Origin of the sequence: Blastomonas sp. CCH9-A1 (assembly GCF_001557175.1) — a bacterium.
In the GTDB taxonomy this organism is placed as follows: domain Bacteria; phylum Pseudomonadota; class Alphaproteobacteria; order Sphingomonadales; family Sphingomonadaceae; genus Blastomonas; species Blastomonas delafieldii_A.
Genome location: NZ_LSHM01000041.1, coordinates 174,529 through 195,741 on the forward strand (window position 1 = coordinate 174,529; position 21,213 = coordinate 195,741).

The 21,213-nt window shown below is 65.1% G+C and carries 17 protein-coding genes and 2 pseudogenes; 10 read left to right on the forward strand and 9 right to left on the reverse strand.

The window, feature by feature from the left end; translation table 11 throughout:
• Position 1: 1 nt before the first annotated feature.
• The 3 genes from AX725_RS12705 to AX725_RS12715 form a co-directional block, all read right to left on the reverse strand.
• A complete protein-coding gene (locus AX725_RS12705; protein WP_060978679.1) occupies positions 2 to 1,300 on the reverse strand; it encodes an MFS transporter in 1,299 nt (432 codons plus the stop codon).
• Positions 1,301 to 1,373: 73 nt separating this feature from the next.
• Positions 1,374 to 2,189 carry a 2-keto-4-pentenoate hydratase gene (locus tag AX725_RS12710; RefSeq protein ID WP_060978678.1) on the reverse strand — a complete coding sequence of 272 codons (816 nt, stop codon included), beginning with the start codon at positions 2,187 to 2,189 and terminating at the stop codon, positions 1,374 to 1,376.
• Positions 2,190 to 2,269: 80 nt separating this feature from the next.
• A complete protein-coding gene (locus AX725_RS12715) occupies positions 2,270 to 3,772 on the reverse strand; it encodes a UxaA family hydrolase (RefSeq protein ID WP_060978677.1) in 1,503 nt (500 codons plus the stop codon).
• 206 nt (positions 3,773 to 3,978) lie between these two features.
• Between AX725_RS12715 and AX725_RS21715 the strand changes: the two are divergent.
• Positions 3,979 to 4,092, forward strand: a pseudogene (locus AX725_RS21715) (LacI family DNA-binding transcriptional regulator); the annotation flags it as partial.
• A gap of 78 nt (positions 4,093 to 4,170) precedes the next feature.
• Here AX725_RS21715 and AX725_RS21720 read toward each other — a convergent pair.
• Positions 4,171 to 4,221: pseudogene (locus AX725_RS21720) on the reverse strand (hypothetical protein); the annotation flags it as partial.
• Here AX725_RS21720 and AX725_RS12720 point away from each other — a divergent pair.
• From AX725_RS12720 to AX725_RS12740, 5 genes are all read left to right on the forward strand, one after another.
• Positions 4,201 to 4,956 carry a substrate-binding domain-containing protein gene (locus tag AX725_RS12720; RefSeq protein WP_353611426.1) on the forward strand — a complete coding sequence of 252 codons (756 nt, stop codon included), beginning with the start codon at positions 4,201 to 4,203 and terminating at the stop codon, positions 4,954 to 4,956. The pseudogene AX725_RS21720 and the gene AX725_RS12720 sit on opposite strands and share 21 nt — an antisense overlap.
• Before the next feature lie 128 nt (positions 4,957 to 5,084).
• Entirely contained in the window at positions 5,085 to 5,723 is a 639-nt protein-coding gene (locus AX725_RS12725; protein ID WP_060978705.1) for an RpiB/LacA/LacB family sugar-phosphate isomerase, read from the forward strand.
• Between the two features lie 28 nt (positions 5,724 to 5,751).
• The gene (gene kduD / locus AX725_RS12730) at positions 5,752 to 6,519 is read left to right on the forward strand and encodes a 2-dehydro-3-deoxy-D-gluconate 5-dehydrogenase KduD (protein WP_060978675.1); all 768 of its coding nucleotides are present in this window, start codon (positions 5,752 to 5,754) and stop codon (positions 6,517 to 6,519) included.
• Entirely contained in the window at positions 6,504 to 7,526 is a 1,023-nt protein-coding gene (locus tag AX725_RS12735) for a sugar kinase (RefSeq protein ID WP_060978674.1), read from the forward strand. Before kduD ends, AX725_RS12735 begins: the two co-directional genes overlap by 16 nt.
• Positions 7,513 to 9,057 (forward strand): carboxylesterase/lipase family protein, encoded by a 1,545-nt coding sequence (locus AX725_RS12740; RefSeq protein ID WP_060978673.1) that lies wholly within the window; start codon positions 7,513 to 7,515, stop codon positions 9,055 to 9,057. Before AX725_RS12735 ends, AX725_RS12740 begins: the two co-directional genes overlap by 14 nt.
• Here the strand turns inward: AX725_RS12740 and AX725_RS12745 are convergent.
• Together AX725_RS12745 and AX725_RS12750 are read right to left on the reverse strand one after the other, a co-directional pair.
• The gene (locus tag AX725_RS12745) at positions 8,990 to 9,445 is read right to left on the reverse strand and encodes a cupin domain-containing protein (protein WP_060978672.1); all 456 of its coding nucleotides are present in this window, start codon (positions 9,443 to 9,445) and stop codon (positions 8,990 to 8,992) included. The two genes, AX725_RS12740 and AX725_RS12745, sit on opposite strands and share 68 nt — an antisense overlap.
• Positions 9,442 to 10,788, reverse strand: a complete 1,347-nt coding sequence (locus AX725_RS12750) for a pectate lyase family protein (protein ID WP_060978671.1) — start codon at positions 10,786 to 10,788, stop codon at positions 9,442 to 9,444. The genes AX725_RS12745 and AX725_RS12750 overlap by 4 nt, the downstream gene beginning before the upstream one ends.
• Positions 10,789 to 11,039: 251 nt before the next feature.
• Here AX725_RS12750 and AX725_RS12755 point away from each other — a divergent pair, with 251 nt between their 5' ends.
• From AX725_RS12755 to AX725_RS12765, 3 genes are read left to right on the forward strand one after another with little or no spacing between them, the layout of a single operon-like run.
• Positions 11,040 to 13,931: a TonB-dependent receptor gene (locus tag AX725_RS12755; protein WP_081096870.1), complete on the forward strand. Its 2,892-nt coding sequence runs from the start codon at positions 11,040 to 11,042 to the stop codon at positions 13,929 to 13,931.
• Positions 13,932 to 13,985: 54 nt separating this feature from the next.
• Positions 13,986 to 14,987 carry an alpha/beta hydrolase gene (locus AX725_RS12760; protein WP_060978670.1) on the forward strand — a complete coding sequence of 334 codons (1,002 nt, stop codon included), beginning with the start codon at positions 13,986 to 13,988 and terminating at the stop codon, positions 14,985 to 14,987.
• Positions 14,984 to 16,600: a family 43 glycosylhydrolase gene (locus AX725_RS12765; RefSeq protein ID WP_060978703.1), complete on the forward strand. Its 1,617-nt coding sequence runs from the start codon at positions 14,984 to 14,986 to the stop codon at positions 16,598 to 16,600. Before AX725_RS12760 ends, AX725_RS12765 begins: the two co-directional genes overlap by 4 nt.
• Here the strand turns inward: AX725_RS12765 and AX725_RS12770 are convergent.
• Positions 16,597 to 17,490, reverse strand: coding sequence for a LysR family transcriptional regulator (locus AX725_RS12770; RefSeq protein WP_060978669.1), 894 nt, complete (start codon positions 17,488 to 17,490; stop codon positions 16,597 to 16,599). The genes AX725_RS12765 and AX725_RS12770 overlap by 4 nt on opposite strands.
• 118 nt (positions 17,491 to 17,608) lie before the next feature.
• On the opposite strand from AX725_RS12770, the gene AX725_RS12775 reads away from it, so the two are divergent.
• A complete protein-coding gene (locus tag AX725_RS12775; protein WP_060978668.1) occupies positions 17,609 to 18,193 on the forward strand; it encodes a carboxymuconolactone decarboxylase family protein in 585 nt (194 codons plus the stop codon).
• A 66-nt stretch (positions 18,194 to 18,259) separates the two neighbouring features.
• On the opposite strand, the gene AX725_RS12780 is transcribed toward AX725_RS12775, so the two are convergent.
• Complete coding sequence (locus tag AX725_RS12780; protein WP_060978667.1) at positions 18,260 to 18,754, reverse strand: DUF6702 family protein; 495 nt, start codon at positions 18,752 to 18,754, stop codon at positions 18,260 to 18,262.
• Positions 18,751 to 21,144: a M1 family metallopeptidase gene (locus tag AX725_RS12785; RefSeq protein ID WP_060978666.1), complete on the reverse strand. Its 2,394-nt coding sequence runs from the start codon at positions 21,142 to 21,144 to the stop codon at positions 18,751 to 18,753. Before AX725_RS12785 ends, AX725_RS12780 begins: the two co-directional genes overlap by 4 nt.
• Positions 21,145 to 21,213: the final 69 nt, after the last annotated feature.

The following is a 21,213-nucleotide window of genomic DNA, read 5'->3' on the forward strand; positions in this document are numbered from 1 at the left end:
ATCAGACCTTCGCTGGAGCGAGCCTGGGGCTCAGCAGGTGCACGACCAGCAGCGCGGCGAGATAGGCGCTCGCGCAGATCGCGAACAGAATCTCGTAGCTGCCCGTGCTGTCGAGGATATAGCCGGTGAACAGCGCCATGCCCATGCCGCCGAGCGCACCGATAGTGCCGCCGATACCCACGACCGAACCCACAGCACCGCGCGGGAACACGTCCGACGGCAGCGTGTAGAGGTTCGCAGAGAACGCCTGATGCGCCGCTGTCGCAAGGCCAATGATCAGCACCGCGCCCCATACGCTTTCGATGCCTTGCGCGAACCAGATCGGCGTGACGGCAAGCGCACAGACCAGCATCGTCGCCTTGCGCGCGAAATTGGGCGTCTTGCCCGCCTTGATCAGCCGCGAGGACATCCAGCCGCCGAAGATCGAACCACCATCCGAGATCAGATAGATCGCGGCGAGCGGCAGACCGAAGGTCTTGAGGTCCATGTCGTAGCGCTCGAACAGATAACCGGGCAGCCAGAACAGGAAGAACCACCAGATCGGATCGATCAGGAACTTGCCGAGTGCATAGGCCCAGGTCTCGCGCACGGTGAGCAGCTTGGCCCAGCCGATCTTTTCCACCGGGTCTGCCGGGTCCTGCTGGATCCAGGCGAGTTCTCCCGCCGAAACGCTCTTGTGCTCGGTCGGGTGGCGGTAGATGGCCCACCACGCGGCGAGCCAAACCAGGCCAAAAATGCCTGTGATATAGAAGGCTTCGCGCCAGCCGAACCAAAGGACCAGCGCGGGCACAAGCAACGGGGTGATGATCGCGCCGACATTGGCCCCGGCATTGAACAGCCCGATCGCAAAGGCGCGTTCGCGCTGCGGGAACCAGTCGGTCACCGCCTTGATCCCGGCGGGGAAGTTGCCGCTCTCGCCGATACCGAGCCCGAAGCGCGCAGCAGCAAAGCTGGTCACGCCGGTGGCCAGACCATGCGCCATATGCCCGGCGGTCCAGATGACGATCGCAACCGCATAGCCTAGCCGCGCTCCGATCACGTCGACGATGCGTCCAAAGCCGATATAGCCGATCGCATAGGCGACCTGGAACCAGAAGACGATCGCGGCAAAGTCGGTCTCGGTCCAGCCGAACTCGGCGACCAGCGTGGGCTTGAGTACGCCGATCATCTGCCGGTCGATATAGTTGATCGCGGTGGCCGCAAACAATAGCCCGACGATCACCCAGCGATAGCGCCCTGCCCTGCCCGCAGCGGCGTCGAGCGCCTGGGGCCGTGTCGCAGTTGCGGCGGATTCAACCATGTTCAGCTCTCCCAAAGCAGCGCCCGGCCGTTACCGATCCGCCAGCATCCCGTTTCTTTGGCGTCCTGCCCCGTCAGCGCGGTCGCGCCGCCACCACGCGGCAGTGCACGTCGCCATGTCCGACAAATTCGGCGCGGAAACTCTGCCCGACTGCAATCTCGTGCACGCCGGTGATCGCACCGGTCGAAACCCATAGCCCCTGCGAAACGTCAAATCCGCGCTGGATCAGGTTCGCCAGCAGAAAGCGCACCGCGCCATAGGGGCCGTCAAGCATCGTGGCCGCAGTCGCCTGGCCGACCTCTGCGCCATCGATCTCGCTGCGCACCAGAATGGCGCACAGATCCACCTCGCGCCAACCGGTCAGCTCTGCGCCGAGCACCACGCCGGCATTGTTGCCGAAATCGGACACGGTGACCGCCGGTCCATCGAGATTGATCCGCGCATAAGGCGAACTGGCAATCTCGATGCCGAGCCGCACATCGTCGAGGATTGCGCGGGTGCCATCGTCATCGGTCGGCACCGGGCCGGCAAATCCGGGCGCAACATGCAGCAGGATTTCCGCCTCGCCCGCCGCAAAGCCGCCCTCGAACACCGGCATCTCGGGCGCAGCGCCCGAGGCGGCATCGACGATGCTGTCGGCAAAGATCGGTCCTGAAAGACGGTTTGCGCCCAGTGTGCCATCGAGCGGGGGATTGATCCGCCCGACCTTCCAGCCCGCCACCGCGCGGCCATCGAAGTGGATGGCACGGTCCTGAATGGAATAGGCTGTGTCCAGCGCGGCGGGGGCGACGCCCGGATAATCGCTCAGCGCCCTCGCCTCGCGCCGAGCGCTGACAAAGGCCTGCGCTACTGCGTCCACCTGTGCACTGACCTGCAATTCCATCCCCATCCTGTCGTCCTTCTCTAATCGCGATGCCTAGAGGAAACCGGTGTCATCCGCAAGGGGCGGCGTTCCCGCTACCCTTTCCCTTAGAGCGTCACACCCTTTTTCCAGATAGCGATCGCCCGCTGCCCCGCGCGCTCAGCCGCCGTCCGTTCTCCGCTGGCGATGGCGAGCAACCTGTCCAGAAACGCGCGATCGACCGTCTCCAATGTGTCTTCGAGCGCGGCCGAAGCATCGAAATCGATCCAGTGTTGCTTGTTGGTCGCCAGCGCCCGGTTCGATGCGATCTTGACCGTCGGCGCGGGAAAGCCGAGCGGCGTGCCCCGCCCGGTCGTGAACAGTACCAAAGTCGCCCCGGCGGCGGTCAGCGCGGTCGAAGACACAGCGTCATTGCCCGGCGCCTCGAGCAACGCGAGCCCGGGCCTGTCTGCCTGCGCGCCATATGCTACCACGCTGGCGAGTGCCGCGGTTCCGGCCTTCTGCACCGCGCCTGCCGACTTTTCCTCGAGCGTGGTAATGCCGCCAGCGATATTGCCGGGCGACGGGTTCTCCGAGACGGGCAGGCCCTGATCCAGATAATAACGTTTGAAGCGGTTCACGAGGTCGGCGGCCTCAGCGAAGGTCTCAGCATCGACCGCGCGGTCGAGCAGCGCCTGCTCTGCGCCGAAAATCTCGGGGATCTCGGTCAAAATCGGTGTACCGCCCGCCGCAGCGAGCGTCTCGCTGAACCGGCCGAGCAATGGATTGGCGGTAAGCCCGGAAAAGCCGTCGGACCCGCCGCATTTGAGCCCCACGACCAATGCACCCAGCGGTAGCGGTTCTCTCTTTGCCAAGGCCGCCTCGACCACCATCGCATCGATGATCGCGCCCGCTTCGGCCAGTTCGTCGCCCGCCGCCTGCGACGAGAGGCTCCGCACCTTGGCTCGTGCGGACGGCGGGATCGCATCGATCAGCGCCGCCAACTGGTTCGATTCGCAGCCCAGTCCCAGCAGAAGCACGCCCGCAGCATTGGGATGCGCCGCCAGCCCGGCGAGCAGCGCGCGCGTGCCCGCCAGATCGTCGCCGAGCTGCGAACATCCGTGCGGATGCGGATAGGCGATGATGCCGTCGATCTTTCCGGCGCTGATCAGCGCGGCATGACGCTGCTCCGCCGAGCGCGCGATCTGCTCCGCCGTCAAAGCGACACAGCCGACCGTGGGCAAAATCCAGATCTCGTTGCGCGTGCCTGCGCGCCCGTCGGTGCGGCGATAGCCCTGCCAGACCGAGTCTTCAGCAAACGGCGCAACCGCTGCCGCAACCGGGGCGTCGCCCGGCACATAATGCTCCTCACCCACGAGCGCGGTCACCAGATTGTGGCTGTGGACATGCGCGCCCGGCGCGATCGCCGCCGACGCGCGGCCGATCGGCAGACCGTATTTCACCACACGCTCGTCAGCCTCATGCGCCTTCAAGGCAAATTTGTGCCCCTGAGGAATGTCTTCGACCACCAGGCTGGTAGATTTGCCGAGCGACACCTGTTCACCCGCCTGCAAGGGACGCAAGGCCACCGCAACCGTATCTGCTGCATGCACCTGCATCGCATCGGGCATGTGATGTTTCCCCTCGCGTCGCGACTCTGGGACGGTCGCTCGGGCACAGGCATAGCGCTATGGTAACCGGTGTCAATCCCGCCGGGATTGCGTTTGGCGCAAACATGTGGCTAGGAAGTCCCATGCACTGACACCGGTGTAGCATCGCGAATGGGGGCAAGACGGACGTGGCCAGGGCAAAGGACGGCAAGCCGACGATCAACGACGTGGCCCGCCTCGCCGGGGTGTCGAAAAAGACGGTGAGCCGTGTCATCAACCGCTCGCCGCTCCTGAATGCGCAGACGCGCGAAAAGGTCGAGGCGGTGATCGCCGAGCTCGGCTATGTGCCCAATCCGCAGGCGCGCGCGCTGGCGCTGCGCCGCAATTTCCTGATCGGGCTGATCCACGACAACCCCAATGCGCAGATGGTGCTGGGCGTGCAGGAAGGCATATTGTCGGCGATCCGCGATACCGAATTCGCGCTGGTCGTGCGCCCGGTCAACCGCCGTTCGCCCGACATGCTCGACGATGTGCGCACGTTTCTCGACCAGCAGCGGCTGTTCGGCGTGCTGCTGCTGCCGCCGATTTCGGAAAATGATGCGCTCGCCCAACTGTGCGACGAACTTGGCGTCACCTATGTCCGGATGGGATCGGTGCGGCTGGACGAGGACGTGCACATGGTCGCGTCGAACGACCGCGAGGCAGTCGCCAAGGCCGTGGGTTATCTGATTGGCCAAGGGCATCGCCGCATCGGCTTTGTAGCCGGACCCGAAGGTTTCAGATCCGCTGCGGAACGCGCGCTGGGCTATCGCGACGCGCTCGACAGCGCAGGCTTGGCCATCGACGAGACGATCATGGCCGAGGGCAACTATACCTTCGAGACCGGCATCGCCGCGGGAGAGAAACTGCTCGCCGCCTCGCCTCGCCCCAGCGCGATTTTCGCCAGCAACGACGAGATGGCCGCCGGCGTGCTGCACGCCGCGCGCAGCATCGGCATGTCGGTGCCCGAGGACCTGTCGATCATCGGCTTCGACGATACGGCGATCGCCGCGCACATCTGGCCGCCGCTGACCACGGTGCGCTGGCCGATCCAGGCGATGGCCAAGGCCGCCGCGATCAAGCTGATCGATCCGGTCGAGGCGCGCGATCAGCCATCCCATTTCCTCTCCGACCTGATCGAGCGCGCCTCCGTCGCACCGGTCTGAACCGATCCTACCACCCCGCAATAGAGCTTGCACCGATCAATGACACCGGTTACCAAGCGAGCCAATATTCCCCCGAACCCAATCGGGCCGGACTCGCCGAGCACCGCTGCCCGGACAGGAGAGACATGATGAAGATCGCCCTGATCACCGAGAACAGCCAGGCCGCCAAGAACGGCATCATCCACGAGGCGCTGACCGATGTCGCAGTGCCGCTGGGGCATGAGGTGTTCAACTACGGGATGTATACCGCCGAGGATTCGGCTTCGCTGACCTATGTCATGAACGGGCTGCTCGCGGGCATCCTACTCAATTCGGGCGCGGCGGATTTCGTCGTCACCGGTTGCGGCACCGGCATGGGATCGATGCTCGCGTGCAACGCCATGCCGGGCGTTTTCTGCGGGCTTGTCATCGACCCGACCGATGCGTTCCTGTTCGGCCAGATCAACGACGGCAACGCGATCTCGATGCCCTATGCCAAGGGCTTTGGCTGGGCGGCCGAGCTCAACCTGCGCGATTGCTATGCCAAGCTGTTCGACGGCGAGCGGGGCCTGGGCTATCCCAAGGAGCGCGCCGCGATCATGGCCAAGAACCGCGGCATCCTGAAGGAGCTGAAGGCTGCGACCTGCCACGACATGCTGACCGTGCTGAAGACGGTCGACCAGGATCTGCTCAAGGCGGCGATCGCTGGTGAGAAGTTCGCCGAACTGTTCTATGCCAATTGCCAGGACGAGGCGATCGCCGACTATCTGCGCGGCCTTTCGGCCTGATCGACCCGGCCGACAGGGGAGCGGAACCATGAGCCTATTCGACCTTTCGGGCCGCGTCGCGGTGGTGACTGGCGCCAACACCGGCATCGGCCAGGGCATCGCACTGGCGCTGGCCGAGGCGGGCGCTGACATCGCAGCGGTTGGCCGCACGCCGGCGGAGGAGACCGCGAGCAAGGTTCGCGCACTGGGCCGCCGGTGCGAACTCGTCGCCGCCGATCTCGGCACCATCGCTCCGGTCCAGGCCGTGGTCGACCAGGTGCTTGAAGCGCTGGGCGGGCTCGACATCCTGATCAACAATGCCGGCATCATCCGCCGCGCCGATGCTGTCGACTTTACCGAGGAAGATTGGGACGCGGTGGTCGACACCAACCTCAAGTCGGTCTTCTTCCTGAGCCAGGCGGCAGGCCGTCACATGATCGCGCAGCGCGAAGCAACGGGGCGGCGCGGCAAGATCGTCAACATCGCCTCAATGCTGAGCTTCCAGGGCGGCATTCGCGTGCCGAGCTATACCGCGAGCAAGAGCGGCGTTGCGGGCCTTACCAAGCTGCTCGCGTGCGAATGGGCGGCCAAGGGCGTGAACGTCAATGCGATCGCACCAGGCTATATCGCCACCAACAACACTGCCGCATTGCAGGCCGATGGGACGCGCAACCGTCAGATCATGGAGCGCATCCCCGAAGGCCGCTGGGGCGATCCTGCGGATATCGGCGGTGCGGCGGTGTTCCTGGCGAGCAGCGCTGCGGATTATGTCCAGGGCCATGTGCTAGCGGTTGATGGCGGATGGCTGGCGCGGTGACGGGTCCGGTCGTCTGCTTCGGCGAGATGCTGCTGCGCCTTGCGCCCACGGGCGCACGGATGATGGTCCAGGCGCAGAGCCTCGACATGGTCGTGGGCGGGGCGGAGGCCAATGTCGCCGCCGCGCTCGCGTCGCTGGGGCACGAGGCGCGGATGGTGACGCTGCTGCCCAGCTCGCCGCTGGGTGACAAGGCAAAGGCGGAGCTTGGCGCGGCGGGCGTGGATACGCGCTTCATCGCGCGCGCCGGCGGACGCATCGGGCTGTATTTCCTCGAACCCGGTGCGGGCCTGCGGCCATCGTCGATCACCTATGACCGGGCAGGATCGGCCTTTGCGCTCGCCTCGCCTGATGCCCTGAACCTGAAGGGAGCGCTCGAGGGCGCAGCCTTGCTGCATATGTCGGGCATCACGCCTGCGCTCGGCCCGGGCGGCGTCGCACTTGCCGAGGCGGCAATCGCTGCCGCGCAGGAGTCAGGCGTGCCGATCTGCTTCGACGGCAATTACCGTGCGCTGCTCTGGGACGCGTGGGACAGCGATCCGCGCGCGATCCTGACCCGTCTGGTGGGCGCCGCGACGGTGCTGATCGGCAACCATCGCGACATATCGCTGCTGCTCGGCAAGACCTTCTCCGGCGATGGCGCCGAACGACGCCGCGAGGCAGTCGAGGCCGCTTTCGATGCCTTTCCGAATCTCGAGCTGGTTGCCTCGACCGCACGTCATGTCGTCAGCAGCGACCATCACCGCATCGCTGCACGCGTCGACACCCGCGCATCCAAGCACCAGACCGCCGAGATCGACGTCACCGGGATCGTCGACCGCATCGGTACGGGCGATGCCTTTGCTGCAGGCGTGCTGCATCGCTATCTGCACGGCGGCGATGCGCAGTCCATGGCCGAATGCGGGCTAGCGCTCGCTGCGCTCAAGCACAGCCTGCCCGGCGATTTCTGCCTGATCGGCCCTGCGGAGCTTGCCGCCTTCTCGGCCAGCGGCGGCGATGTCCGGCGTTGAACTTACCCGCCGTGCGCTGATCGGCAGCGGCGCGGCGCTGATCGCGGCCCCTGGCCTCGCCCGCTCAGCCGACCCGCGCGTCGGTCGCTATACTGGCCTGCGCGAGAATGGTGTGCTCGCGTTCAAGGGCATCCGCTATGGCCGCGCCGAACGCTTTGCGCCGCCCTCGCCCGAGCCCTGGGACGGCCCCGCCCTTCGCGCGCAGCACTTCGGGCCGATCGCGCCGCAGCGCGGCAATCCTGAGCTTGCCCAGTCCGAAGACTGCCTGTTGCTCAACGTCTGGACGCCCGAAGCGAAACCGAACGCGAAGCGTGCTGTCATGGTCTATTTCCATGGCGGCGCATACAGCAACGGAACCGTCACCGATCCGCTGACCCACGGCCACCGGCTTGCAGCGCAAGGCGATGTCGTGGTGGTGACGGTCAACCAGCGGCTCAACGCGTTCGGCTATGCCTGGCTCAAACCCTTCGGGCCGCGCTTTGCCGATAGCGGCAATCTCGGCCAGCTCGACCTTGTCCTCGCGCTGCGCTGGGTGCGCGACCATATCGCCGATTTCGGCGGCGATCCGGCCCGGGTGATGGTGTTTGGCCAGTCGGGCGGCGGAGCGAAGATCGCGACATTGATGGCGATGCCGGCGGCGCGCGGCCTGTTCCATAGCGCAGCGACGATGAGCGGGCAGCAGGTCACCGCGAGCGGCCCGGGCAATGCGTGGAAGCGCACCCAGGCGCTGATGGCGGCGATGAAGCTCGCGTCCGGCGATGTCGAAGGCCTGCGCAACGCGCCTGCCAGGGCCATTGTCGAGGCGCTCGTGGCCACCGATCCGGTGATCGGCGGGCCGGTCTATTTCGGGCCGGTGCTCGACATGACCAACCTGCCGCGCCACCCGTTCTGGCCCGATGCCGCGCCGCAATCGCTCGCCATCCCGATGATCCTCGGCAACACCGCTCAGGAAACGCGCGCGTTCATCGATCCAAAGGGGCCGAAGCTCGAGGGGCTCGACTGGAGCAATATCGCACCACGCATCGCCGCCGAGGTGAAGATCGATCTCGACCCCGAATGGGTCGTCGCCCGCTATCGCGCGCAATTTCCGGAGTGGAGCCCCGAGCGGCTGTTCTACGCCGCGACCACCGCCGGGCGATCCTGGCCCGGCCAGGTGATCGAGGCGGATGAGCGTGCCAAGGCAGGCGCGAAAGCGACCTGGGTCTATCAGCTCGATCGTCCTTCGCCGATCGATACTGCGCGCGGCGCCGCGCATACCGACGACATTCCCTATGTCTTCGGCACATTGGACGCGCCTGGCAGCTATAGCGGTACCGATGAACGCGCGCAGGCGACGCGCGATCTGATGATGGAGGCCTTCACGGGCCTGGCCAAGACCGGCAAGCCAGGGCTGGTTAGCTGGTCGCCCTACACCCTGCCCGACCGTGCGACGCTGGTGGTCGGCGATGGCTCGGCAGTGGTGGTCAACGATCCGCGCCGGTTCGAGCGGGAGCTGTGGGCGACGGGGCCGTACATTCAGCCGGGCAGCTGACCGGTTCCTTGACCGGATAGGCGATGATCAGCGCAAGCGGCTTGTCGCCCTTCTGCCAGATGCCGACCACCGCGCCATCGTAAAGATAAGCGGTCATGCCGGGCCTGAGGGTCGCACGCTGGCCGTCGGAGACGACCTCGCCTTCGCCCTCGAGCACATAATAGACCTCGTCATGCGCGATCGGGTGTTCGCCGATCGCCGCGCCGATATCGAGCGTGCGGCGGCGGAACTCCATGCGGCGCGGCTGCGGCACATGGTCGCTGATCCGCCACGCGGTGCTCATGCCGATATTCCCATGCGGCGGCGGCTCGCGCTTCACCGTATCGAGCTCGTCTACGATCGCCATCGGCGGCGCGGCAGTGAGCAGCAGCGCGACGAGGACGCTCATGGCTGGGTCGCCCGCATCTGCGCATCGCGCGTCGAAAGACGCTCCTGCGCACCGCCCTTCTGGCCCGGATAGCGGCCCGATTTCGGCGTCATGGTGTCGAGATTCCAGTCGGCCTCGTTGAACGGGGCAAAGGTCGCTACCGGCGCGGGGTAACCGCCGACCTCGCTCTCGTCGTCGATAATGTCGCCGCGTCCCTCGGCGACGAAGAACAGCACGCGAATGTCATCGGGCGCCCGGTCCCAGGGGCGGGAACCGGCGGTCTGCAGCAGCGAGGTCTCGACCTCGCCCGAAGGCAGCACGGCATAGGCGTCGATGCGCGCCAGGGGTGCCTTGGCGGTGATGAGCTTCGCGCGCGTCTCGCCATAGCGGCCGAACTGGGGCAACGGATTGCCATGCCGGTCGACCGCCCGATTGTCCTTGCCGAAATAGGCCAGATCGCCATCGCCGCCCAGCATCAGGAAAGGCAACCCCTCGTTGGTATCGTTGCCGCCGCGCATGACATTGCCGATCGCGGTGATCTCGCCGGTGACATATTCATGGCCCTGCCATTCGAGATTCATGAGGTTGTAGTGCACCGCGCGGTGGCCCGGATTGTAGATCAGGTTGTTGACCATCGCCACCTGCGCCCCGCCCTTGACCAGCGGCGACCGCTCGACATTATGCGCCCAGACATTGCGGTAAAACATTATATTCGTTGCATTATCGTGGATGAGCGAGCCTTTGCTATGCTCGCCCTTGGGGTGGCTTGAATTGGCCAGCCCCTCTGCCGCCAGATTGTCGCGGAACACGATATGGTGGCTGGTGCCCGCGCGCCATTGGTCGACCGTGTTGCCGGTGAAACGCGGGCCGGAAGCGGACATGTTCTCGTCCACGCCCCAGAGGAAGCTGCAATGCTCGACCACGACATTGTGCGCGGCGACGGTGGAAAACGAATCCGCCTCCCAACCCGACATGCGCGCCTGGCCGTCCGCGCCGGTCATCACCCGGATGTGCGATACGACGACATCGTGCGTGCGCAGATCGATGCCGCCCTTGACGATCGTGATACCGGGCGATGGCGCGGTCTGACCCGCGATGGTAAGATAGGGCTCGGTGATTTCCAGCGTGCTGCGCCCCAGATCGATCACGCCGCCGACTTCGAACACCACCGTGCGAGGCCCCTTTGCAGCCAGCGCCTCGGCCAGCGATCCCGGACCCGATTTGGCGAGCGTGGTGACGCGAATGATTCGCCCCCCTGCGCCGCCTCTCGTGGGATCGCCCGGATGCGGCTCGGCGGCGGCATGGGTCAGGCTGGCCAGGGCGAAAGCCCCGATTATCGCGGCTTTCTGCAAGGTCTTGCGCATGATGTCTCTCCCGTTGCCATGGTTATTGACAGAGCCGCAGCGAGAGGGCAATACATAATGACACCGGTTACCTTGGACGGTCAGCCTCACTGACACGCTCCATGGATCATCGGGAAGAACAGCGATGCCCGCTCCGGCGAGGCCTCGGAAGTCGGGAGTCAGGGTGTCAGGGCGTATCGGATGCATACTGCATCTTCTCCTTTGACACCGGTAGCAATTGCCTGAAATAAGGCGATCAGGAGGGGACAGACATGCGCCGTCAGAACACGCACCGGGCAACCGGCCATTCCATTTTCAAGGCGGCACTGCTCGCAGGGTGCGCGCTGGCCGCGACCGGCACCGCGCAGGCGCAGGTCGCCGAGGGCGAGCAACCGACCACGGTCGAGGACGAAGCGCCGGCTGCGGACGAGATCGTCGTCACCGGCTTTCGCCAGTCGCTCGAAGCCGCGATCAACCTGAAGCGCACCTCGGTCGGTGCGATCGACGCGATCGTCGCCGAGGACATCGCCAAGTTCCCCGACCAGAACCTCGCGGAATCGCTGCAGCGCATCCCCGGCATCTCGATCACCCGTGACGCCGGCGAAGGCCGCGCGATCACCGTGCGCGGTCTGTCGAGCCAGTTCACCCGCGTCCGCGTCAACGGTCTCGAAACCGTCGCGACCTCGACCGATGGCGCCTCCGCCAACCGCGACCGAGCGTTCGACTTCAACGTGTTCGCCTCCGAACTGTTCAGCTCGATCGTCGTGCACAAGACCGCCGAAGCCAGTCTCGACGAAGGTTCGCTGGGTGCGGTGGTCGATCTCAACACCGGCAACCCGCTCGCAGCCAAGGCGGGCTTTACCGCCGTCGGCTCGGCCGTGGTCAGCTATAACGACCTGTCCGAATATGCCGGCCCGCGCCTCGCAGGCCTGCTGAGCTGGCGCAATGATGCCGGCACCTTCGGCGTGTCGCTTTCGGCGGCCTATCAGAAGACCCAGGTGCTCGAGCTCGGCAACAACACCGTACGCTGGGCGCAAGCGCGCTTCGACTCGGTCAACGGCACCCCCTGCTTCCAGCAGAGTGCGACGAACACGACCCCGGTCCGGAACGCCGGAGGCGTCTATGTGAATGGCCGCAACGCGGCTTGCGATCAGGCGGCGCTGTCCTTCCACCCGCGCATCCCGCGCTATGGCGAGGTCAAGCACGATCGCGAGCGTCTGGGCATTACCGGATCGATCCAGTTCGCGCCGACCGACATGACCAAGTTCTCGATCGACGGTCTGTATTCGCGCTTCAACAGCGACCGGCGCGAGCGCTGGGGCGAGGTGCTGTTCCGCTCGAACGAGCGCTCGATCGACGTCATAAACCCGGTTTACGACGCCAATAACAACATGATCAGCGGCACGTTCAACGATGCCTGGGTCCGCACCGAGCATTATCTGCGCGAAAGCACGACCGAATTCTATCAGGTCGGCGGCACCTGGGATCAGGACCTGTCGGACAGCTTCCGCTTCACCCTGCTCGGCGGGATTTCAAAGTCGACGGCCGACATTCCGGTGGAAACGACGGTCGTGTTCGATGACCGCGACGCGCAGGGCTATAGCTACGACTATACCGACATGAAGCGTCCGAAGCTGACCTTCGGCACCAGCGTTACCGATCCGGCCGTGTTCCAGCTCGCCGAAATCCGCGACCGTCCCTCCGAGATCGTCAACCAGTTCAAGACCGCGCAGCTGCGCACCGAATGGGACGTCACCGAGGACTTCACGATCAAGGCGGGCGTGATGTGGCGCCGGTTCGAGTTCGATACCGTGGCGTTCACCCGTGATACCGCGGTCTGCGGCAATGGCGGTCTGGACCGGGTGCTGGGCACCATCACCTGCTCGCCCACCAGCCTGTTCGGCCCGACCGCTGTCTATGGCTTCCCGGTAACGGCGCAGCTTGCCGAGCTGTTCCAGCTGGGCAATGCCGGTCAACCGGCGGGCAATACGAACAGCTGGCTGGTCCCCAATCTCGACGCCACGACCGAATTCACCAAGCTGTACAGCCGCCCGCTGGCGCTGGACGCAGGCAACAATCGCGGCGTGCAGGAAACCACCAAGGGCGGCTATCTGCAGTTCGACGCCAAGGGCGACATTTTCGGCCTGGAATATGCGTTCAACGGCGGCATCCGCTATGTGAAGACGGAGCAGTCGTCCTACGGCCTGGTCGGCGCGGTCGAAGCGACGATCGAGCGCAGCTATGACGACTGGCTGCCCTCGGCCAATATCGCCTTCTTCCCGACGCAGAAACTGATCATCCGCGCGGCAGCGGCCGAGGTGATCACACGCCCGACGCTCGGCTCGCTGACCCCCGGCGGTTCGGCGGACGGCTTCAACTTCCGCGTCAACAGCGGCAACCCGTTCCTCGAGCCGTTCCGCGCGACGAACTATGATCTTGCGATCGAATGGTATTTCGCACCGCAGGCCCTACTGTCGGTCGCCGGCTTCATCAAAAATGTCGGCAGCTTCACCCAGTCGGCAGCGATTACTGAGGCAACCTTTGCTCAAACCGGGCTACCAGTCTCCGTGCTCAACCCATCTTCGCCAGCTGCGCTGAACCCGGCGCTGCTCAGCCAGCCGATCTGGACGTTGACCACCACGGTCAACGGTCAGGGTGCAAAGCTGAAGGGTGTCGAAATTGCTGCCCAAATCCCGTTCAGCGCTTTCACGGATGGATTCTTCGGCAACTTCGGTATTCTAGCCAACGCGACGTTCATTGACAGCAGTGCTAACTTTACACTGCAGGGCCCTGCAGTTGCACCGGGAGGCGCGCTGCAGCCCGTTACCCGCCGCGCGGCTCTCGCCAACGTGTCGAAGCGGTCGTACAACGGCACCTTCTATTATGACGACGGCAAGTTTTCGGCCCGTATCATGGGCACCTATCGCAGCCGCTGGCACGAAGGCGCGAGCGGCACCGGCAACATTCTCGAAGGCTTTGGCAGCCAGTTCAACCTCGACGCCTCGATCCGCTACAAGTTCACCGAGTGGCTCGAAGTCTCGCTGGAAGGCAACAACCTGACCGACACCTATCGCTATCGCTTCACCGATTTCGATGCGGACCGGAACTACGAGAACAACCATTTCGGCCGCACCTTCTTCCTGGGTGCGCGCTTCAAATACTGATCACAACCGGGGCGGCGGTTCGCCGCTGCCCGACCGAACGCAAGAGGAGCCGCCATGCCGATCGATCGCCGATCCCTCATGGCGGCTCCGCTCGTTCTGGGCCTTGCCGGCCTGGCAAAGGCGCAGACGCCAGTGCCGCAGGTGCCAGGTGGCGCATTGCCCCCTGGCCTGCCCCAGCCCAATGAGACGATCGACCTGTGGCCAAGTGGCGCACCGGGTGCTCCCGCCAAGCCGCTCGTCGAAACCGTGCAGGAGCGCTCGACCGACCGGCTGGTCACCGACCGCGCGGTGTTCGGCATTTCCAGACCCCGCATGGCGGTGTTCCAGCCCGACCGGCCCAATGGCGCAGCGGTGCTGATCACGCCGGGCGGCGGCTATCGCTGGGTGGTGGTCGACAAGGAAGGCTATGAGATGGGCCGCTGGCTGGCGGCGCGCGGCTTCACCGCCTTCGTGCTGTTCTATCGCCTGCCGGGTGAAGGCTGGGCGGCGGGCCCCGATGTCGCGCTAGCCGATGCGCAGCGCGCGATGCGGCTGATACGCGCGCGCGCTCGCGATTTTGCGATCGACCCGGAGCGCGTTTCGGCTATGGGTTTTTCTGCGGGTGGGCATCTGTGCGCGGACCTTTCCACGCGCTTCGACGCGAAAGTCTATGATCCGGGCGATGCCGCCGACCGTCTTTCTGCCAGGCCGCATAGCGCCGCGCCGATCTATCCGGTGGTCTCGATGACCGCGCCCGATGCCCATCCCGGTTCGCGCGACCTGCTGCTCGGCAAGGCGCCGACGCCCGCGCTCGAGGCCGCCCATGCGCCGCATCGCAACGTTCCCGCCGACGCGCCGCCCTTCTTTCTGCTGCATGCCGAGGATGACGAGGTGGTACCCGTCAACAACGCATTGCTGCTGCGCGCCGCGCTCAAGGACAAGGGCGTGCGGGTCGAGACACATCTGTTCGAACATGGCGGCCATGGCTTTGGGCTGCGCAAGGCGATCGGCAAGCCGGTCGAGGTCTGGCCCGAACTGTGGCGCGCCTGGGCGCGGACCACGGGGCTAGCCCTGTGACGCGCCGCTCGCCGCTCTTCACCCGCCGAGGTGCGATCGCCTCGGCTGGGCTGACCACCTTGGGGCTTGCAACATCTCTGCCCGCAAGCCCCTCCCCGGCGCCGATACCCTCCCCAGGCTGGCGCCGGGGCCTGGACAATCAGCGGATCGCCGATCTCGGCGATGGCCGCTTCCTCAACCCCGTGCTCTCGGGCGACCGGCCCGATCCGGCAATCCTCAAGGATGGCAAGGACTACTATCTCACCTTTTCGAGCTTCGAATCCTATCCCGGCCTGCTCATCTGGCATTCGCGCGATCTGGTGAACTGGCAACCGCGCAAGGCCGCGCTCACGCGCAATATCGGTTCGGTCTGGGCGGTGAGCCTGGAAAAGCACAAGAGCCGCTATTTCCTCTACATTCCCGTCAAGGCGAGCCCGCAGAACGACATCTATGTGATCTGGGCCGACCATATCGACGGGCCCTGGTCCGACCCTGTGCCGCTCGGCCTCCACAAGCATATCGACCCCTGCCATGCCGTGGGTGAGGATGGATCGCGCTGGCTGTTCCTGTCGGGCGGAGACCGGGTGCGGTTGTCCGATGACGGCATGCGGGTGACCGGCGAGGTCGAGCATGTCTACGACCCCTGGCGATACCCGGACGAATGGGATGTCGAGGGCTTTGCGCCCGAAGGCCCCAAGATCCATCGCATCGGCAAATGGTTCTACATGCTTACCGCCGTGGGGGGCACGGCGGGGCCTCCCACGGGCCATATGGTCATCGCAGCCCGTTCGCGATCGATCCATGGTCCGTGGGAGCAGCATCCCGGCAACCCGCTGGTGCGGACTCAAAGCGCGCGCGAAGCCTGGTGGTCGCGCGGCCATGCCAGCCTGGTCGAAGCGCCCGACGGCAGCTGGTGGAGCCTCTATCACGGGTTCGAGAACGGTTACTGGACGCTGGGCAGGCAATGCCTGCTCGATCCGGTGGAGTTCACGCCCGATGGCTGGTTCCGCATGACCGGCGGCGACCTTTCCAGCCCCTTGCCAAAGTCGAAGGGCGGCGAGGCGCTGCCGCACGGCATGGCGCTGTCCGACAATTTCGCTACGCTCGCACTCGGCACCAAATGGTCATTCTTCCGCCCCGATTCCGATGAGGCGACGCGGGTGCGCGTCAAGGACAACACGCTGTTCCTCAAGGGCAAGGGCCTCGCCCCCTCGACCGGATCGCCGCTGCTGGTCACGGCGGGCGACACATCCTACCGTTTCGAATGCGATATCGAACTCGCTCCCGGCGGTACGGCAGGCCTGGTGCTGTTCTATGACGACAAGCTCTATGCGGGCCTGGGCTTCGATGCCGAGCGTTTCGTTACGCACCAGTACGGCATCGAGCGCGGCCGCCCTGCCAACCCGCACGGCAGCCGCATGCGCATCCGCGTGATTAACCGGAAGCATATCGTCAGCTTCCACACATCGGGGGATGGCGGGAAGACCTGGCTGAAATTCGATCGCGGCATGGAAGTCTCGGGCTATCACCACAATGTCCGCGGCGGGTTCCTGATGCTGCGACCGGGGCTCTATGCCGCCGGCCCGGGTGAAGCGAAATTCCGCGACTTCCGCTTCACCGCACTGGCGGATTAACCAATCTCGGCAACCGCATCCGCCAGCCAGTCGGCGAACAGCCGCGCGCGCGGGCGGACGCGCCGGCCTTCGGGAAAGATCACCCAGATATCGTTTGTCCCCAAAGTCCAGTCGGCCAGCAGCGGGACCAGTTCACCGCGCGCCAGATGGGCCCCCACCATGCGATCGGTGACCATCGCGATACCCATCCCCGCCAGAACCGCAGCCCGCAGCCCTTCGGCCGCGTTGACGCGCAGCACGGGATCGCCGGGGACCACCGTCTGGCGCGCACCACCCTGCTCGAACGTCCAGGCCTCGCGATTCTCGAAGCTCGTGAAACTGACGATGCGGTGGCGGCGCAGATCGTCAGGCTGGACGGGCGCGCCCATGTCGGACAGATAGTCCGGCGTTGCCACCAGCATCCGGCTCGCCCTGTCGATCCGCCGCGCAAGCAGGCTGCTGTCGCCCAGCGCGCCCGTGCGCAGCCCCAGATCCACCCCCTCCTCGACCAGATCGATCCGCCGGTCATCAAGGACCAGTTCGATGCGGATATCGGGATGCAGCGCCTGAAAATCGGGCAGCAGCGGTATCACGACCTGGCTGGCATAGACCGGCGGCGCGGCGATGCGCAGGCTGCCGCTCAGCGAACCGGCCTCGTCGCGCGCGGCGGCCTCGGCGGCATCGGCCTCGTCCAGCGCCAGACAAGCGCCGTCATAGAAACGCTGGCCCGCTTCGGTGAGGCTGTGGCTTCGGGTGTTGCGGACGATGAGCCTTACGCCCAGCCGCTCTTCCAGCTGGGCGACCGACTTGGACAATGCGGGCTGGCCGATGCGCAGCTGGCGCGCGGCGGCCGAGAACGAGCCGCAATCGACCACTGTCACGAAATGTCGCATTGCCTGAAGCCGATCCATAATTCATTCCTCTCAGGAATGATTGATAGCTCTTCTGCCGATCTACTGCAATTATCAGGCATGGCCTAATTCCTCCTTGACCGCAGCCACCGACGGCCCGGCCAGAAGGAGACAGGACATGACCGCTTTCACCATCCACAGCATCGATACCGCCCCCGAAGGATCGAAGGACCGCCTGGCTGCGGTCAAGAAAGGTTGGGGCTTCATCCCCAAGCTGCAGGCGACGCTCGCCGAAAGCCCGTTGGCGTTGAAGGCCTATGACGATCTGTTCGGCCTGATCGCGGCGGAGGCCAGCCTGAGCCCGGCCGAACAGCAGGTCGTCTATCAGGCCATCAACGTCTTTCACGGCTGCGAATATTGCGCCTCGGGCCACACCTTCCTGTCGCGCAAGGCGGGGGTTCCCGAAGACGTGATCCAGGCAATCCGCTCCCTCCAGCCGATTGCCGATCCCCGTCTGCAGGCGCTGCGCGTCTTTGCCGAGACGGTGGCGGAGCAGCGCGGCTTTGCCGGAGACGCGGCGGTCGAGGCGTTTCTCGCCGCCGGGTTCAGCAAGGCGCAGCTGCTCGAGGTGGTGACGATCATCGCCACCAAGGTGATCAGCAATTACACCAACCACCTCACCCACACGCCGCTCGAGGATTTCATGAACGATCCCGCGCTGCGCTGGCACGACCCCAAGGGCCGCACCCCCAGGCGCGGCTGAGCCGCCGGTCCGCACAAAGAGGTCATGTCCTCCCCGGTGGTCCTGCGATCACCGGGGCTTGGCCTGTCAGGGAAGCGCGACCGTCTGCACCTCGTCGCCGCCGAAGCGCAGAGTCCGCGCGAACGTGCCGCGCTTGACCTCGACCTGGTTGACCTGACGCGGATAGATGTCGCGCAAGATGGTTGTCTGGATCGCGACCGCCTTGGGACGGCCCTTTATCGAACCGGCGTAATTCATCCGCACCTCGCGCACGCCGATATCGACCGAGGCGACCGAAAGCGGCACCTCCTGTCCATCGGCGCGCAGATGGAAATGCGCGAGCAGATAGGTCTTGAGTTCGGCAATCGCGTCGGGATCGTCGAGGCTGGTCTGCGCGTTCGGGGCAATCTCGGCGAGCGCGGGTTCCAGATCATGCGCCTCGAACCGGTGCGACACGGTTACCTTGCCATCAGGATCGAGCGTCACGACGCTCATTGCATCATGCCCGCGATGCGCGGCAGCCTGCGGTGCCAGAGCCAGGCCAGCCACCGCACACGCCAGGGTCAGAACAAGACGCGTCATTTCGGCGCATCATAGGTGCGCAGCGAATCGGGCAGCACCTTCATGTCCGAATCCTTCATCCGGTTCTTGCCCTCCTCCGGCGTGTCGATACCCAGCGTCTTGGGGTCGATCTGGCCGGTATAGACGTTGTTCGACCGGTCGGCATCGGCGGTCTCCCAGAGCGGATCGACCTCGGCACGCGTGAGCGTCTTGGGGGTCACGAACTGCCAGGTCACCGCCTTCTGGTTGTAGCGCCAGACCTCTGCCGGTATGCGCGCGGTCTCGCTCGACCCGTCGGAGAAATCCATCTTCAGGATCACCGGCATCACCAACCCACCGCGATTGGAAAAGCTGAAGCGATAGAAATTGTCGGTCACCTGGCGCGCCACCTTTTCCTCCGCCGTCAGATCGGCAAAGGCTTCCGCCGCCTTGCGCTTGTCGGCGGCGGTGGCGTCGAGCGGGTCGATGCTGTCATAGAAATCGCGCGTCGCAGGATCGCGCTCGACCACGGTCTGCTGCCCGGCATTGCGTGCGGCGGTGAGCGATCCGGGCTCGGCATCGCGGCGCTTCTTGCGCTCGGCGGCAGCAGCGGTGGCATCGGCGGGTTCGAGCGTGGCGCGCACCACCTTGTCGAGCGCGATATCGACATGGTCGGTCGAATAGAACCAACCGCGCCAGAACCAGTCGAGATCGACGCCCGAGCTTTCCTCCATCGTGCGGAAGAAGTCGTACGGCGTGGGATGCTTGAACCGCCAGCGCTCGGCATATTCGCGAAAGGCGCGGTCGAACAGCTCGCGGCCCAGCACCGTCTCGCGCAGGATCGTCAGCGCGGTGGCGGGCTTGCCATAGCCGTTGGCGCCGAATTGCAGCACCGAATCCGATTGCGTCATCAGCGGCATCTGGTTGGTGGACAGCATGTATTCGGCAATGTCCTTGGGCTCGCCGCGCCGCGCCGGATAATCCTTGTCCCACAGCCGTTCGGCCTGGAACTGCAGGAAGGTGTTCAGCCCCTCGTCCATCCAGGTCCATTGCCGCTCGTCCGAATTGACGATCATCGGGAACCAGTTGTGGCCGATCTCGTGGATCACCACGCCGATCAGCCCGTATTTGGCGCGCTCGGTATAAGTGAGGTTGCCTGTCTTCTTGTCCTTCACCGGGCGCGGGCCGTTGAAGGTGATCATCGGATATTCCATCCCGCCCACCGGCCCGTTGACCGACTGCGCCACGGGATAGGGATAGGGAAAGGCAAACTTGCCATAGACGTCGATGGTGTGTGCGATCGCCTTGGTCGAATAGGCATCCCATAGCGGCCGTGCTTCCTTGGGGAAGAAGCTCATCGCCATGACCAGCGGCTGATCGGCATAATCCTGTTTTACGCCCATCGCGTCCCAGGCGAACTTGCGCGAACTTGCCCAGCCGAAATCGCGGACATTGGTGGCGGAGAATATCCAGGTCTTCTCGCCCGAGGCCTTGCCGCGTTCTGCCGCCTCCGCCTCTTGCGGAGTGACCACATAGACAGGGCTGGTGGCGCTCTTGGCCTGTTCCAGCCGCTGGCGCTGCGCTGCGGTCAGCGCCTGGTCGGGGTTCTGCAGCACGCCGGTCGCCGCGACGACATGGTCAGCGGGCACGGTCAGCGCGACGCGATAGTCGCCGAACTCCAACGTGAATTCGCCCGACCCCAGGAATGCCTTGTTGTGCCAGCCTTCATAGTCCGAATAGACCGCAAGCCGCGGGAACCATTGCGCGCCTTCGAAGATGCAATTGCCGTCCTCGCCGGGCTGGGTGAAGCATTCGTAGCCCGAACGCCCGCCAACCACCTTGTTCTCGGCCATCGGGAACGACCATTCGATCGACAAGCTCGTCTCGCCGCCATTGGGAGCGACCGCCTGGGACAGATCGATACGCAGCAGGCTGTCGACCACGGTGAAGGGCAGCGCCTTGCCGTTGGCATCGCGCACCGCAGCGATGGTGAAGCCGCCCTCCCATTCCTTGAGGCGCTTGAGCCGGCGCACTTCGGCGAGGCTGATCTTGTCACCCGAGACAGTCTCGGTCATCGCCTCGATCGAATCGCGCTTGTACTGGTTCTGGTCGAGCAGCAGCCACAGATAGGGCAGCGCATCGGGCGAATTGTTGACATAGCGCACCGTCTGGCTGCCGCTGACCGTGCGCCTGGCCTCGTCGAGCCGCGCCTTGACGTCGTAGTCGACCTTCTGCTGCCAGTAGCGATAGCCCGGCGCGCCAGAGGCATTGCGATAATCGGTCGGGGTCGGCCATTCCTCGCCCTCGAGCTGGCGGAACTTGTCCTGATAGCCGCTCTTGGTCTGTTCGACCGGGCTGGCGAATGCCGGCGTGGCGACGGCCCCAATGGCGAGCGCGAACAGCGAAGCGGAAAGTCCGGAAAAACGACGCAAGGCGACCCCCTTTTTCGGGGCATTGTTGCCCCTGAAATGATCAGGGTGCTTGCATGTGATACTATCGCA